This window comes from Halosolutus amylolyticus, from assembly GCF_023566055.1.
Lineage (GTDB): Archaea > Halobacteriota > Halobacteria > Halobacteriales > Natrialbaceae > Halosolutus > Halosolutus amylolyticus.
The window spans coordinates 125,362-140,099 of sequence record NZ_JALIQP010000006.1; the positions used below are offsets into that span (position 1 = coordinate 125,362).

The 14,738-nt window shown below is 67.6% G+C and carries 13 protein-coding genes; 4 read left to right on the forward strand and 9 right to left on the reverse strand.

Translation table 11 applies throughout. The features are described 5' to 3' along the window. Nucleotides 1-156 precede the first annotated feature (156 nt). Nucleotides 157-570, forward strand: a complete 414-nt coding sequence (locus MUN73_RS19875) for a DUF8048 family protein (protein WP_250142259.1) — start codon at nt 157-159, stop codon at nt 568-570. A gap of 113 nt (nt 571-683) precedes the next feature. Here the strand turns inward: MUN73_RS19875 and MUN73_RS19880 are convergent, their stop codons facing one another. From MUN73_RS19880 to MUN73_RS19905, 6 genes are all read right to left on the reverse strand, one after another. After that, a complete protein-coding gene (locus tag MUN73_RS19880; RefSeq protein WP_250142260.1) occupies nt 684-1,034 on the reverse strand; it encodes a helix-turn-helix transcriptional regulator in 351 nt (116 codons plus the stop codon). Nucleotides 1,035-1,106: 72 nt separating this feature from the next. Continuing rightward, nucleotides 1,107-1,877 carry an NRDE family protein gene (locus tag MUN73_RS19885; RefSeq protein WP_250142261.1) on the reverse strand — a complete coding sequence of 257 codons (771 nt, stop codon included), beginning with the start codon at nt 1,875-1,877 and terminating at the stop codon, nt 1,107-1,109. 138 nt (nt 1,878-2,015) lie between these two features. Next, nucleotides 2,016-3,578, reverse strand: coding sequence for an o-succinylbenzoate--CoA ligase (menE, locus tag MUN73_RS19890; protein WP_250142365.1), 1,563 nt, complete (start codon nt 3,576-3,578; stop codon nt 2,016-2,018). Next, the gene (gene menC, locus MUN73_RS19895) at nt 3,578-4,636 is read right to left on the reverse strand and encodes an o-succinylbenzoate synthase (RefSeq protein WP_250142262.1); all 1,059 of its coding nucleotides are present in this window, start codon (nt 4,634-4,636) and stop codon (nt 3,578-3,580) included. Before menC ends, menE begins: the two co-directional genes overlap by 1 nt. Beyond that, nucleotides 4,633-5,577 carry a 1,4-dihydroxy-2-naphthoate polyprenyltransferase gene (locus tag MUN73_RS19900; protein WP_250142263.1) on the reverse strand — a complete coding sequence of 315 codons (945 nt, stop codon included), beginning with the start codon at nt 5,575-5,577 and terminating at the stop codon, nt 4,633-4,635. Before MUN73_RS19900 ends, menC begins: the two co-directional genes overlap by 4 nt. A 123-nt stretch (nt 5,578-5,700) precedes the next feature. Further along, the gene (locus MUN73_RS19905) at nt 5,701-6,588 is read right to left on the reverse strand and encodes a 1,4-dihydroxy-2-naphthoyl-CoA synthase (protein WP_250142264.1); all 888 of its coding nucleotides are present in this window, start codon (nt 6,586-6,588) and stop codon (nt 5,701-5,703) included. 194 nt (nt 6,589-6,782) lie between these two features. Between MUN73_RS19905 and MUN73_RS19910 the strand changes: the two genes are divergently transcribed. Then, entirely contained in the window at nt 6,783-7,640 is an 858-nt protein-coding gene (locus MUN73_RS19910) for a class I SAM-dependent methyltransferase (protein WP_250142265.1), read from the forward strand. Between the two features lie 173 nt (nt 7,641-7,813). Here the strand turns inward: MUN73_RS19910 and MUN73_RS19915 are convergent, their stop codons facing one another. Beyond that, nucleotides 7,814-8,179 carry an SHOCT domain-containing protein gene (locus MUN73_RS19915; protein ID WP_250142266.1) on the reverse strand — a complete coding sequence of 122 codons (366 nt, stop codon included), beginning with the start codon at nt 8,177-8,179 and terminating at the stop codon, nt 7,814-7,816. A 413-nt stretch (nt 8,180-8,592) separates the two neighbouring features. Between MUN73_RS19915 and MUN73_RS19920 the strand changes: the two genes are divergently transcribed. Beyond that, a complete protein-coding gene (locus MUN73_RS19920) occupies nt 8,593-9,981 on the forward strand; it encodes a permease (protein ID WP_250142366.1) in 1,389 nt (462 codons plus the stop codon). A 533-nt stretch (nt 9,982-10,514) separates the two neighbouring features. Next, nucleotides 10,515-11,531 (forward strand): J domain-containing protein, encoded by a 1,017-nt coding sequence (locus MUN73_RS19925; RefSeq protein WP_250142267.1) that lies wholly within the window; start codon nt 10,515-10,517, stop codon nt 11,529-11,531. On the opposite strand, the gene menD is transcribed toward MUN73_RS19925, so the two are convergent. Both menD and MUN73_RS19935 read right to left on the reverse strand, forming a co-directional pair. Then, nucleotides 11,520-13,340 (reverse strand): 2-succinyl-5-enolpyruvyl-6-hydroxy-3-cyclohexene-1-carboxylic-acid synthase, encoded by a 1,821-nt coding sequence (gene menD, locus MUN73_RS19930; RefSeq protein ID WP_250142268.1) that lies wholly within the window; start codon nt 13,338-13,340, stop codon nt 11,520-11,522. The genes MUN73_RS19925 and menD overlap by 12 nt on opposite strands. A 3-nt stretch (nt 13,341-13,343) precedes the next feature. Further along, complete coding sequence (locus MUN73_RS19935; protein ID WP_250142269.1) at nt 13,344-14,696, reverse strand: isochorismate synthase; 1,353 nt, start codon at nt 14,694-14,696, stop codon at nt 13,344-13,346. Nucleotides 14,697-14,738: the final 42 nt, after the last annotated feature.

The following is a 14,738-nucleotide window of genomic DNA, read 5'->3' on the forward strand; positions in this document are numbered from 1 at the left end:
CTTACCAGGCCCGCCGCGGTCACCCCCGTTCCAGTCCGGCGGTGGGCATCGTTCCCGGTCGGCGATCGGTCGTCACGCCTGACGATCCCGATCGGAGATACCTTTTTATATTAACATTGCTTACAGTTCTCACAGCGGATATCCAATCGAATTTCCATGAAGATCGCACAGGACCACGAGGTCGAGTTCGACGAGTTCTCGCGAGCCTGCGATCTCGTCGAGGGGTACTTCGGCGAGACGATCGACGACGTCGCGTTGCACGCGCCGGTGTCGCGGCGACAGCTCGTCGCCGTCCTCGCGCGGGCACAGCTCTCCGGCCGCCAGCTCGCCATCGACGGACTGACCGAGGAGGGCGACGTCGTCTACCAGTCCAACGACGAGACTCTGCTCTGGCTCGATGGCAGCTTCTGGACCGACATGCGCGGCCTGCACCACCTCGATGCCGACGAGGGACGTGCCGCCCGCGAAGTCCACCGGCGACTGATCGAGGTCATCGACGGCGACGTCCCCTACTACAACCGGGAACGGGACCCGTTCGTGCTGATCGAACGGTTCGATCCCTACGAGTGACGGCCGAATCCACCTCTTCGATTACCTCGCGGTCGATCCGATGACGTCACTCGAGACGGTCCGTACCACCGAGAACCGATCGGTGTCGAGCGTTGCCCGTACCGATAGGGCGCTCACTCCTCGTAGGCGAGGTTCATGATCCACTGCGAGAAGGCGTCGCTGTTCGGATCGACCTCCTCCTCGCCGATGAACGGCGAGAGCATGTCGCCGGCCATCAGGAGGGTGAAATCGAGGTCGCGGGCCGTCGGCGTGATGTAGTACGTGTTGTGCCCGTCGTAGACCGTCTCCTCCCGATCGACGAGTTCCTTCTCGACGAGCGATTCGACGATCCGACTCCCCTTGCGCGAGGAGACGTCGAGTTCCTTCCAGAAGTCGCTCTGGTGAATGCCACCGGTTTCGCGAACCAGTTCGAGTCCCGCTCGCTCGTCCGCGGAGAGCTCCGCTTCGATCGCAGCGACGCTCACGGGGACCACCCCTCCGTGTTCGACGCGACAGGCAGGAATCCGTCCATGTGTGGATAAGATGGATCGAACCGCTTAAATGTGCCCTTCGCCCTCGACGGCACTCGCGTCCCGACCGGGTGCGACCCGCTCGTAGTCGGTCGCACAGGGCGGGCCGGGCGCATACAGGTACCGGGTGTCCTCGCCGATCGCGAGCAGGGAGGACGATCGCGTCCCGTACCCGTTCTCGTGGATGCAGACGCCGTACTCGTGGTCGCCGAGCACGTCACCGGCGCGATCGAGCCACTCCGCGGCGGTCTCGTCCGGTTCGGCCGCGAGTTCCCGTCGAACCTCGCGGGCGTTCGCCGCCTGCTCCCGGGATCGCTCCCGCCGGATCGGCGGGATCTCGGCGTCGTCGTCGACCGCGACGTTGACGACGACGTGGACGCCGGGGTCGAAGCGCGTTCGCTCGAGTTCCCCGTCCCACTTGAAACAGAGCGCGTCCGACGCGTCGGCGACGACGAGGTAGAACCCCTCGTACTCGTAGTCCGCGGTCGTCTCCTCGACGACGGTCGCCGCCTCGGCCACCGACTCGGACTCGAGGACGTCGGCCACGAGCAGGCCCCGCGATCGTTCGCCGGCGAGGTCGGCGTCGTTCCAGCGGTTCGTGACGCCGGCGAAGACGCCGTGCTCGTTGTACCCGATCCACGTGCCGCCGGCTTCGGCGTCCCGCGGCGCGATCGTGAGCGGGTCATCGTCGTACACGCCGGGCGGGATCGACTCCCGATCGATCGCTTCGTCACGGTTCGCGGCGACCGTCACCGGGGCCTCGTCGAAGACCTGCCAGGCGAGGGTGAGCGTGCACACGAGTCGCTATTGGCACGGGACCGCCTTAACTCCCGTTCCGCCCGGGACTCTCGCCCAGGCCCGCGACGACGAGCACCGTCACCGGGTGCGCCGCACCGCCAGTGGACGCGCCTCTCCGCTGGTGGTCGCGACTCACCGTCACTCGCCGCGCGTCACGTCGATCCCGTCCTCGCGGAGTCGATCCCGGACGGCCGCCCGATCGATGGTTCCCGAGGCGGTCCGGGGCAGCGAGTCCGCGACGGCGATCGTCTTCGGGCGCTTGAACCCCGCGAGCCGATCGGCACAGCGGTCCAGCAGGCGGGGCGGGTCGACGTTTTGCGAGGAGTTTTCGCCGGGGCCGGCCGCCGGGACGACGAGCGCCGCCACCCGCTCGCCCCACTCCGGATCGTCGAGGCCGACGACGGCGGCCTCCGCCACGGCCGGATCCTCCCTGAGCACCGCGACGACCTCGCCCGGATCGACGTTCTCGCCGCCGGTCACGATCCGATCGCTCCGCCGGTTGAGCACCCAGAGTCGGCCGTCCGCGTCGCGGTAGCCGACGTCGCCCGTGTGGAGTCCGCGATCGCCGATCGCCGCCGCGGTCGCGTCGTCGTCGAGATAGCCCGGCGTCACCGTCGGGCCGGAGACGACGATCTCGCCGGCTTCGCCCGTCTCGACGGGGCGTCCGTCGTCGTCGACGATCGCGACGTCGGTACAGACCAGCGGCTGGCCCGCGGTCCCCTCGTGAGCGCGCGTCTCGTCCGGCGTCGCGGTCGCGATCTGCGAGGCCGTTTCGGTCATCCCGTAGGTCGGGTGGACGGGGACGCCGGCCTCGAGACAGCGCTCGAGCAACTCGCTCGAGGCCGGCGCACCGCCGAGCAGGACGAACCGCAGCGAGTCGGGCGGGGTCCAGCCGGCGTCGAGCAGTCGCCTGCACATCGTCGGTACCAGAGAGACACCCGTCACGTCGTACTCGTCGATGACGCGGGCCGTCTCCCGGGGATCGAACTCCCGCTGGATCACGACCGTCGTCCCGTACAGCACCGACCGGATCACCGGTGCGAGCCCACCCATGTGGTACATCGGGAGACAGCAGAGCCACCGATCGTCGGGATCGACGCCGAGCCGGAACGCCGAGGCGGACGCGCTGGCGACGAGGTTGTCGATCGTCAGTCGGACGGCCTTCGGCTCGCCGGAGGTGCCCGACGTGAACATGACGAGTGCGGTGTCGTCGGGTGCGAGCGAGACGGGGTCGATCGAGGCCGCACCGGAGCCATCGGCGTCCTCATCGCTACCGTGGTGAGGAAGCCGTGCCATCCGATCATCGCCCGGGTCGTCTACCGACACCACCCTCGCGTCGACTGCGATTTCGTACGCGGTCGACTCGGTCGATCGCTCGCAGACGATGGCGTCGGGTCCCGTGCGCTCGACCTTCGACGCGAGTTCGCCGGCCGTCTCGCGGACGTTCAGCGGGACGACGGTCGATCCGATCCGCATCGCGGCGAAGAAGACGGTCGCGAAGGCCGGCCGCGTGTCCATCAGTACGCCGATCCGCTCACCGTCCGCCTCGAGCGCGCTCGCGACCCGATCGACGCGGCGATCGAACGCGCGGAAGGTCCACGCCTCGTCCGTTTCGACGTCGATCAGGGCGGTCCGCTGCGGCGTCGTCGCCGCACGATGGGAGAGCAGGTCCCGGGTCGGCCACTCGGCCGGACCGCCGATCACGCCTCCCACACCCCCTCGACGCCGAGCCCTTTCGCCTGCGGGACGACCGCCGAACCGTTCTCGAGGAGAACGGGGTCGCGACCGAGGTCCTCGGCGAGGAACTCGGCCGTCGCGAGGCCACAGGCCGGGACCTCCGGAATGGCCGCGGCGAGGTGGACGGCCCCCGTCCGCGCGACGACGGCGTCGATCGTCGTCGTCACCACCGGCGTGATCTCGAGTTCGGTCACCCAGGCCGCGACCTGGCGTGCGACGTCGATCCCGCCCAGCGCCATGGGCTTGAGAACGACCGCGTCCGCCGCTCCGGCCCCGCAGATCGCGTCCACGCCGTGTTCGAGAAGCCCCTCGTCCAGCGCGATCGCGACGCCGTCGCCCCGGAGCGCGGCGTGGCCTTCGAGCGCCCCGGCCGGGAGCGGCTGTTCGAGTATCGACACGCCGAGGTCGGCGAAAGCCGCGATCGCGGTCTCGGCTTCCGCGACGGTCCAGGCCTCGTTCGCGTCCACGCGGAGGTCGACCCCGCTCCCGACCGCCTCGCGAACCCGCCGTACCCGTTCGACGTCTTCCTCGACGCTCCGTCGGCCGACTTTCACCTTGCAGACGTCGAAGCCGCGATCGACGGCATCACGCGCCCGTGTTACGGTTTCAGACGGATCGCCGTCGCCGATCGTCGCGTTCACCGGCACCCGGCCGACGAGGGGCCCCTTGCTGAGATACCGGTAGAGCGGCGTCGACTCCCGGGTCGCCTCCAGGTCGGCGAGCGCGAGCGTGACCGCGTGTCGGGCCGCGGACGTGCGATCGACCGCCTCGAGCGCGTCGCGTTCGTCTCCCGTTCGGAACGCCTCTCGCGCCCGATCGAGGGCCGCCTCGCAGTCGGCGTACGATTCCGTCCAGCCGGGTAGCGGCGACGCTTCGCCGTAGCCGACGGTTCCGTCGGCGTCGGTGACCCGGACGAGAAAGCCGTCGCGGGTGTCGATCGACCCGTTCGCCGTTCCCAGCGGTCGATCGAGCGCGAGTGAGAACGGGCGGTACTCGAACGTGAGATCCGTCTCGTGGCTCATACGATCACCAGGCCGGCCGCGAACAGGGCGGCGTACAGCGCGAGGAGCTTTCCGGTCCGTTCGAGCGCGGGGTTGAGCGCCTCGCCGTCGGTCCGGGTACAGATCGTCCGCGCGATCGGGATGGCGTAGGGGAGGCTCACCAGCGGGAGCAGGACCGCCGGCCCGTAGCCCGCGGCGAGCCAGAACCACAGCGGCGTGACGTAGGCCAGCGCGAACAGCCCGACGTACTCGACGCGGCTCCAGAAGTAGCCGAACCGGACGGCGAGCGTTCGCTTGCCCGCCTCCGCGTCGGTCTCCCTGTCGCGAACGTTGTTCACGACGATGATCGCCGTCGAGAGGCTCGCGATCGGGAGGCTGGCAACGATCGCGTCCAGGGTGATCGTCCCGGCGGGAACCGTCGTCGCGAGTGGCTCGGCGAGGACGGCCGCCGCCTGCACGTAGTATGTTCCCGTCACGGCGACGAGGCCGAAGAAGACGAACACGAAGAGGTCGCCGAGCCCGTGGTAGCCGAGCGGGTAGGGACCGCCCGTGTACGCCCAGCCACAGAGAACGCTCACGAGGCCGATCACGAGGATCGGGACCCCGCCGCGGTAGACGAGGTAGGTCCCCGCGACGATCGCCAGCCCGAACGTGACGATCGTCGCGAGTTTGACCCGTTCGGGCGGGATGAGCCCGGACTGAGTGACCCGGGTGAACCCCTCGCGATCGTCGGTGTCGGCGCCCTTGATCGCGTCGTAGTAGTCGTTCGCGAAGTTCGTTCCGACCTGGATCAGCGCCGCGCCGACGAACGCCATCACTGCCGGGACGAACGCGAATTTGCCGTCGTGGACCGCGAGTCCCGTCCCGACGATCACCGGCGCCGCCGCGGCCGGCAACGTCTGGGGGCGTACGGCCATCAGCCAGGCCTTCGTCCGCGAGATGTCGACCTCCGCCGTGCTCATTTGGTCGAGTATCCCACTCGAGAGAGTGTCAACGTTGGCATTGCGGTCGACCGTGGCAGTGCGGTCGATCGTCGTCCGATATCGTCCTCGCCGGCGTCGGCGGCGTTCACGCGGTGGCGAGAGTCAGTAGTGCCACGGGTAGTCGTCGAACTCCGGCTCTCGGCCTTCGACGAACGCGTCCCGACCCTCCTTCGCTTCGTCTGTCATGTAGCCAAGCCGGGTCGCCTCGCCGGCGAACACCTGCTGGCCGATCATGCCGTCGTCGGTCATGTTGAACGCGTACTTGAGCATCCGCATCGCCGTCGGGCTCTTGGAATTGATCCGATCGCCCCACTCGAGCGCGGTCTCCTCGAGTTCCTCGTGGGAAACCACCTCGTTGACCATCCCCATCTCTGCAGCTTCTTCGGCCGAGTAGGTTTTCCCGAGGAAGAACACCTCACGGGCCTTCTTCTGGCCGATCTGTTTCGCGAGATACGCGGAGCCGAAGCCGGCGTCGTAACTCGCCACGTCGGGATCGGTCTGGAGGAACTTCGCGTGCTCCTCGCTGGCCAGCGTCAGGTCGCAGACGACGTGCAGGGAGTGCCCGCCGCCGACGGCCCACCCGGGCACGACGCAGACGACGACCTTCGGGATGTGGCGGATGAGTCGCTGGACCTCGAGGATGTGGAGTCGCCCCTGTTCGGATGCGCGTTCCTCATCCCCTTCGTACTGGTAGCCGTCCTCGCCCCGGATCGTCTGATCGCCGCCCGAGCAGAACGCCCAGCCGCCGTCCTTCGGCGAGGGGCCGTTCCCCGTCAGGAGGATACACCCCACGTCCGTCTGTCGCTTGGCGTGATCCAGCGCGTCGTAGAGTTCGTCCACCGTTCCCGGCCGGAAGGCGTTGCGCACTTCCGGTCGATCGAACGCGATCCGGACCGTCCCGGAGTCGACCGCCCGGTGGTAGGTGAGGTCCTGAAAGTCGAAGTCGTCGATCGGTTCCCACCGATCCGCGTCGAAGAGTTCCGAAACCATTGGCTCCTGTTTGGTTGCCGTCGCCTGAAATAGATTCGCGTCCGCGCTGACCCGCCGGAGCGTTCGCTTCCGTGACGCCGTCTTCGGTTCCAGCGTCGAGATGACCGCCGAGGCGTCCGCATCATCGATACCGCCCTCGTGACGTCGGCCGTCGTGACAACAGTCATGTACTATCGGCGGAAACCGCCACACGAATGGACCAGTCGAATCGAACGAAGCCGGGATCGTACTACGACGAGTACGGCGACCGCGAGTGGGAGCGACTCGATCGGGACTTCTTCCATCGACTCGAGTGGGAGGGAACGATCGAGCACCTCGAGACGCAGCTCCCGCCCGCGACCGAATCCGACGCGCCGCACGTCCTCGACGTCGGGGGCGGAGCCGGCCGGTACAGCATCTGGCTCGCACGGCAAGGGTACGCAGTGACGCTCGCGGAACCGAGCGAGACCCAGCGGGCAATCGCCCGCGAGAAGGTCCGCGAACACGACGTGGCGGACGCCGTCGCGATCGTCGACGGCGACGTCCGCGATCTCGCGTTCGACGCCGCCGCCTTCGACGCGACGTGCTGTCTCGGCGGCCCGCTCTCACACGTCCTCGACGCGGCCGATCGACGGCAGGCCGCCCGTGAACTGGACCGCGTGACGGCCCCCGACGGTCCCGTCTTCGTCTCGGTGATGGGCCTGCTCGGGATCGTGCTGATCACCGTCCAGTACGCCGGCAGGGGCGAGGAAGCCCTCGATCCGTCGCTGGTACCCGCACTCGTCCGCGAGCAGGATCACACGGCGGAACTCGCCCGCCGTCACGGGATGGAGCCAGCGCTCTTCGACTGTCACTTCTTCCGGCGGGCCGAACTCGAGGACCTGCTCTCGGCGGCTGGACTCACCGTCGAGACGATCGCGGCACTCGAGGGCGTCGCCGCGACCCGCCGATCACACTTCGACGACTTGAGCGAGGACGATCGCGACGCGATCCGCGAGGCGAACGACCTGCTCCGGACGGATCGATCGATCGCCGATCTCTCGCCGCACATGCTCGCCGTGTGCCGGGCGTAATGCGATCGCCGATCGACGCGTCGATCGGTCCGGCACGTCCGTTGCCGGCTCCTACCCCTCGAAAGCCGCCGGGAGGCCGATCGGGAGTGACGGGATTCCGAACGCGAGGACTGCGGTGGCGCCGGTCGCTCACGTCGGATGACGAGTCCGGTCGCCTCGATCGAGCGTCTCGTTCAGTCGGTCCGTTCGAGCGCGTCGCGTCGTTGTTCGTACTCCTCGTCGCTTAGCTCGCCACGGGCGTACGCGAGGCGCAGTTCTTCGAGTGCCCGATCGGACCGCTCGTCGGTTCCAGCGATCGCGCGGACGAGCAGGTAGCCGAGGCCGACGAGCGCGGCGAGGAACAGCAACTGCATCAGGACGCCGACGAACGGCATCCAGCCGGGCACCGATCCATCGCCCCACATGTGGCTCCAGCCGCCCATCATCGGACCGAACCCCATCATCCCGATCCCCATGAAGAGGCCCGGGAGGACGACGAGCGCGGCGATGAGTGCGAGGACGATCACGACAGGTCGTGTAGTGGATGTGGTGTCGGACATACTCGTTCCTCCGTGAGTTCCCGCTATCGGAAACTACGGGGTGATCGTTCATTGCGGTTGTCCTTTCGTTCCTACAGTATTCTCTCGAGTATTCTTTCGATATTGTACTCCAGGAGGGTGACGAGACACTGTATCAAAACCCCGTCGGGCCGCGTGGTCACCGCCGTGCCGGCCCGGAACCGATCGACGGGCAGACCGACTCCGGGATTCCACTCGAAAAACGCGATCGGGTCTCCGGAAACGGGTGCCGTCGGCGTCGGACGGAGCGATCGCGGTAACCGCCGCCGGTCGATCGAACGAATCCCTATTCGGACGCCGACCAGTGCTAGACCTTGGTTTCTGAAGAAGAGACGCGGTACAACCGAGTATTATTAATGGGAAGTGCATTAGCCGAGTCGGTCGAAGAGACGACCATGCAAGCGACCCTGCTGGGCGGGGTGTTCGAATCGCTCCGCATCGGCGTCGGCTTCCTCTGGACGGCAGCCTGGGCGATCATCATGGGGCTCACGATCACGAGTCTCGTACAGGTGTACGTCTCCAAGGAGCGGATGGCCCGGGTCCTCGGCGACGGCGACCTCGGCGGACTCGCGAGGGCGACGGTGTTCGGGGCGGCGAGCAGTGGCTGTAGTTTCGGTGCCGTGGCTATCGGCAAGGGACTGTTCAAGAAAGGGGCGCACGCGGTGAACTTCCTCGCCTTCATGTTCGCCTCGACGAATCTCATCGTCGAACTCGGGTTGATGATCCTGCTCCTCCTCGGCTGGGAGTTCCTCCTCGCGGAACTTCTCGGCGGACTCGTTCTCATCGCAGTCATGGCGCTACTCGTTCATCACACTCTCCCGGAGACGCTGTTCAACGAGGTTCGCGCGGAGCTCAACCGACGCGACCACGACCACGGCGTCACGGAAGACCCGACCTGTGGGATGGAAGGGACAGACGAGTACTCGATCGTGACCGACGGGGGAGAGACCCTGAAATTCTGTTCCGAGGGGTGCCTGGAAACCTACCGGCAAGCGGCAGCGGGTCGGGGAGGCTGGCGAGACGAACTTCGTTCGTGGGGCGGCTGGTACAAACTCGGCAACCAGTATCGCAAGGAGTGGTCGATGATCTGGACGGACGTCGTCGCGGGGTTTCTCGTCTCGGGGTTCGTCATCGTGTTCGTCCCACAGTGGGTCTGGAACACGCTCTTCCTCCAGGGCGATGGTCTGCTGGTGACCGCCGAAAACGCGGTCATGGGCGTCGCGATCGCCGTCATCAGCTTCGTCGGGAGTATAGGGAACATCCCCTTCGCCGTCGCACTCTGGAGCGGCGGTATCAGCTTCGCCGGCGTCATCGCGTTCGTCTACGCGGATCTCATCACGATCCCCGTATTGAACGTCTATCGGAAGTACTACGGCTGGACGATCATGCTGTACATCCTCGGCGTCTTCTTCGTCACGATGGCGTTCACCGGGTTCGTCATGGAACTGCTTTTCGACGCCCTCGGGATCGTCCCGAACCTGGCGGGCGGTGAGTTCGCGACCGAACAGACGTACTTCGAACTCGACTACACGTTCTACCTCAATCTCGTCGCGTTCGCCCTCTCCGGGTTCCTGCTGTACGTGTATCGACGGGGGCTCGGTGCCCCAGGCCAGTACCGGGACCCCGTCTGTGGGATGCGAACCGGCGACGACGGGCCGAGTGCGTCTTTCGACGGCGAAACGTACTACTTCTGTTCGAACACCTGCAAGCGATCGTTCGACGAGGAGCCGGCGAAGTTCGCACACAGAGGCCCCCGCATCACGGACGCTGACCACGACCACTGATACGGATTGCTGTACCGATGTACCGGCGCAACCGCGATCCGGGCGGCGGTTGCGCCGGAAATGACTTACAGTAAACCGTATGAGATGCCGACTCGTCTTCGTCCGCTGCAGTCGACGTACGTTTGCGTGCCGAGTCCCGTGATGGAGTCGGCGTGAACCTCCCTGATGGTCTCGGCGTCGGTCGGTCTCGGCGTCGGTCGGTCTCGCGTCGCGGATACGCACATGCTGACCTCACCGGTGAAGGTACACAGTCTCTGGCCCGCGCCCAGTGTCGGGGTCCGAGTCGTCCGATTCCGGTCGACGGACCGATCGGGAGAACGCCGTATTTAATATAGCACTATTTAGTTTATTTGTCGGAGGCAGGTCAATGAGACGGAGACCAGTTACCGAGGTCCATTTCGGTACCGGGTCGGAATTCCGACTCTCGATCGACCGCCGGAGCCTCGTCGCGGAGTCAGCGCGCCGATCACGTCGGCTGAATGTCACTCCATCCGAGGTATTTTTTCCTCCGAGTACCAACCTTGAACCGATCGATGGGCGAGACGTACTACGACGTCCTCGGGGTCGACCGGGAGGCGACGCAGGACGAGATCCGGTCGGCCTACCGCGATCGCGTCCTCGAGACCCACCCGGATCACAACGACGCCTCCGACGCCGCCGACCAGTTCAGGCGCGTCTCGACGGCCGAGTCGGTGCTCACCGACGCGACGGAACGCGCGCGCTACGATCGACTCGGCCACGAGTCGTACGTCCGGCTCGCCCAGGGTGACGCCGACGACTCGACCGTCGAGGACCACGACGATCGGGCCGGATCGTCGTCGACCACCGGCACCGAGCGAGCCACCTCGCGAACGACGAACCGGCGACAGCGCACGCGAGAGCGCGGAGCCTGGAGCGATTCCACCGGCCGGGCCGACCACGGGACCGATAGATCCGACGGCCCCAGTCACCACGCCGGACAGCGGGCCCGGCGACAGCGACGAACGTCGAACCGGCGATCGGCCGGCGAATGGCCGTTCGACGACGATCGCGAGCGGACGGCGAGTCACGCTGGTGGAACGGGATCGACGACGACGGCGGAGGCGAAGACGGAAACGGGAACGGTGACAGCGGCGACGGGATCCGGGACGAAAACGGCGATGGCCGCCGATCGATCGACACACGACGACGCCGAGTTCAGCTACGCCGTCCACGACTGGACCGACGAGGTCGACCTGAATCCGGACGGGCACAGCCTCGATCAGCCGACGATCGTCGGTCTCGGGGCCGTGACGGTCCTGTACCCGTTATTCGTCTACGCGAGCCTCACACCGGTGTTTTCGCTTCTGACGAACCTTGTCGTCGCTACCTGTACGCTGCTCCTTGTCGGCTACGTGCTCACGTTTCCCCGGGTCGCGACCGTCGCCTTCGGTGGCTGGAGCGTGCTTCTCCCGATCGGGCTGTTCGCCGGTCCGATCGATCCGGTCTCGCCGTTCGGGCTGCTGGCGATCGCCTGTTGCTGGATTCCGTTCGCCTACGCCGTGGCCGTCCGGTGGGCCTTACGACCCTGACTCCCCGGTTCGGTCGGCCGCTACTGCCTCGAGAACTGACCCTCGGATGGCTTCGCGGCGGCGGTGACTCGCTTCGGCGTCGAACTCCACCGCGAGCACCTGCGTGCCGTCGGCGGCGAGCGATCGCCGATAGGCGGCGTCGAAGTCGGCGGGGTCGACGCGTTCGAACGCGACGTCGTAGAGGTCCCCGAGCGCGTCGAACGCGAGGCCGTGCGGCGTCTTGAACTGGTCGGTGAACGGCGGTTCGAAGTCCTCGATCGGGAGTTTGTGAAAGATACCGCCGCCGTCGTTGTCCAGCAGGACGATCGTCGCGTCGACGCCGCATCGATCGATCGCGAGCAGGCCGTTCGAATCGTGATAGAAGGCAAGGTCCCCGGTCACGAGCACGAGCGGGTCGTCGACGGTGCTACCGGCACCCAGCGCGGTGCTCGTGATCCCGTCGATGCCGCTCGCGCCGCGGTTCGCGAGGACCGTCAGGTCGGCCGTTCGCGGCCGTCCGAACCGGTCGGCATCCCGGATCGGCATGCTGTTGGAGACGAAAATCGTCGCGGGGTCCGGCGCGTCCTCGAACACCGACGCGAGGACCGCGCCCTCGAAGGGATCGGCCCGGAGGGCGTCCGTCTCGAGCGCGTCGTCGCGACGCTCCCAGTGTCGGTTCTCCGCCCGTCTGAACCCGTCGAGCCAGTCCCCGTCGGTCGTCAATCTCGGCTGTGCGTCGGTCACCACGTCGTCGCGCTCGAGCCGATCGAGCAGGGTCTCGACGACCGACCCGGGCGTGGCGGCGAGCAGGTCGGTCGCCGTGAAGGTCGCTTCGCGCCACTCGCCCGCGGGATCGATCAGGAACTGGGTCGCGTTCGAATCGGCCAGCGCGCGTCGAAGCGGCTTCGACGTCGGCGACGCGCCGACCCGGAGGACGACGTCCGGTGACGCCATCGCGTCGATGTAGCCGTCGTAGCCCCCGACGATCGGCCCGTCGTCGACGTGCGGGCCGAACCGGAGCCCCGAGAGCGGATCGGCCAGCACGGGGGCACCGAGTCGCGAGGCGAGTTCGGTCACGGCTCCGGAATCGAGGTCGCCCAGGTCCGCCGGATCCGCCGGTCCGGCGACGATCAGCGGTCGATCGGCACCCGTGAGCGCGTCGAGTACCGGGTCGAGTTCGTCGTCGTCGAGTCGCGGGCGACCGCTGTTAGTGTCGACGAATGCGCCCTCGCGACCCCGGCCGGCCAGCGTATCGGCGAACGCGTCGGGAACGTCGTCCGGCACCGCGATCGGTTCGAGCGGCTTCCGGAACGGACAGTTGAGGTGGACCGGGCCGGGCGGGTTGCCGGTCGTCTCGGCGAGGGCGCGAGCGGCGGTCGTCCGGAGGCTCCTGACTTTTCGTTCGTCCGCCTCGGGTTCCGGGAGGTCGGCCTCGCACCGAAGCGCGTCGCCGTAGAGGCCTCGCTGTTCGATCGTCTGATTTGCGCCGCTGTCACGCAGTTCCGGCGGTCGATCGGCGGTCAGCACGAGCAGCGGGACGCGGGCCTGGTTCGCCTCGATCACCGCGGGGTGGAAGTTCGCCGCGGCCGTCCCGGAGGTACAGACCAGTGCCGTCGGCTCGCCGGTCCGTCGTGCCCGCCCGAGTGCAAAGTACGAGGCGGAGCGTTCGTCCAGGTGCGAGTAGACCGCGACGTCGGGGTGTTCGGCGAACGCGACGGTCAGCGGCGTCGATCGGCTCCCGGGCGCGATACAGACCGCCTCGAGGCCGCCCTTCGCGAGTTCGTCCACGAGAACGCGGCCCCACAGCGTCGCACGGTTTGGTGCAGTCATCGCTTATCGGAGTTCGTCGAGGATCGGCCGGAACTTCAGCTGTACTTCCTCCCACTCCTCGGCGGGATCGCTGTCCGCGACGATCCCGTTGCCGGCGAACAGGGTGACCGTCTCGTCCGTCGCGAGGCCGGAGCGGATTCCGACGGCGAACTCGCCGTCGCCGTCGCCGTCGAACCAGCCGATCGGCGCGGCGTACCAGCCCCGGTCGAACGACTCCGTCTCGCGGATCGTTTCGAGGGCCGCCGCCGGGGGGACACCCCCGACGGCCGGCGTCGGATGCAACGCCTCGACGAGGTCGAGGACGTGGCGGTCGTCCGCGAGCGTTGCCGCGATCGGCGTCTGCAGGTGCTGAATCGTCGCCAGCCGGCGAATCGTCCGATCCTCGACGGTCAGGTCGCGCGCGAGCGGGTCGAGCTGGTCCCGGATCGAGTCGACGACGAGTCCGTGTTCGCGCCGGAACTTCTCGCTGTCGAGCATCCGGTCGACGTACTCCTCGTCCTCTTCTGGCGTCTCGCCCCGGGGGACCGACCCCGCGAGGGCTTCCGTTTCGACTCGCGAGCCGCGCTTCGAGACCAGCCGCTCCGGCGGCGCGCCGAAGAACGTGCCGCCGTCCGCGTTGCTCACGAGGAACCGGTAACAGTTGGGGTACTGGCGGCGCAGCCGTTCGAGCGTCGCCGGCACGTCGATCGGGCCCTCGAGGTCGACCTCGAGGGCCTGTGCGAGCACGACTTTCGTCAGCCGACCGTCCGCGATCCGATCGAGAGCGGTCTCGACCTGGTCGGTCCAGGCCGCCTGGGAGGTGGTCCGCCGGCTCGCGGCGACCCCTGGAGCCGTTCCGCTCGGCCGCATCGGCGGCAGGTCCGCGAGTCGCTCCGTCCAGTGCTCGATTCGATCGGTGGCGGTCGCGTCGTCGGGAGTGACCGTCGTCAGCCACGTCGCCTCGTCGCTGCGGGTGACGAGCATCCGGGGCACGACGAACGACGCGGCCCCGAATCCCGTCCAGGGCGGCGACTCGTCGTGGCCGTCGTGGAACGACACGCCGCCGAACGCCCGCGGCCGGGCGACCGACGGCCCCTCGTGATCGAGCGCGGCGAAGGTCCGTGCCGCCTGTTCTCGAACGCGATCGATGCGATCCGCGCCGCTGGCCGTGAAACGGGCCGCGACGCCGCGGCCGACGACCTCGAGGCCGTCGGGAGTCGCCCACTGAATGCGTGCTCCGTCGGCTGGATCGGCGATCGCACCGAAGGAGACGTCTTCGAGTTCTCGACTGCGGCTCACCAGGTCGACCTCCTTCGCGAGACGGGTCGCTGGTCCCGGATCACCTGCCAGCCGTCTCTCGCCCGACGCTCGGTCCATCGAACGCAGTTCGGGACTGCCGCGCCTTCAGCCTAACTATTC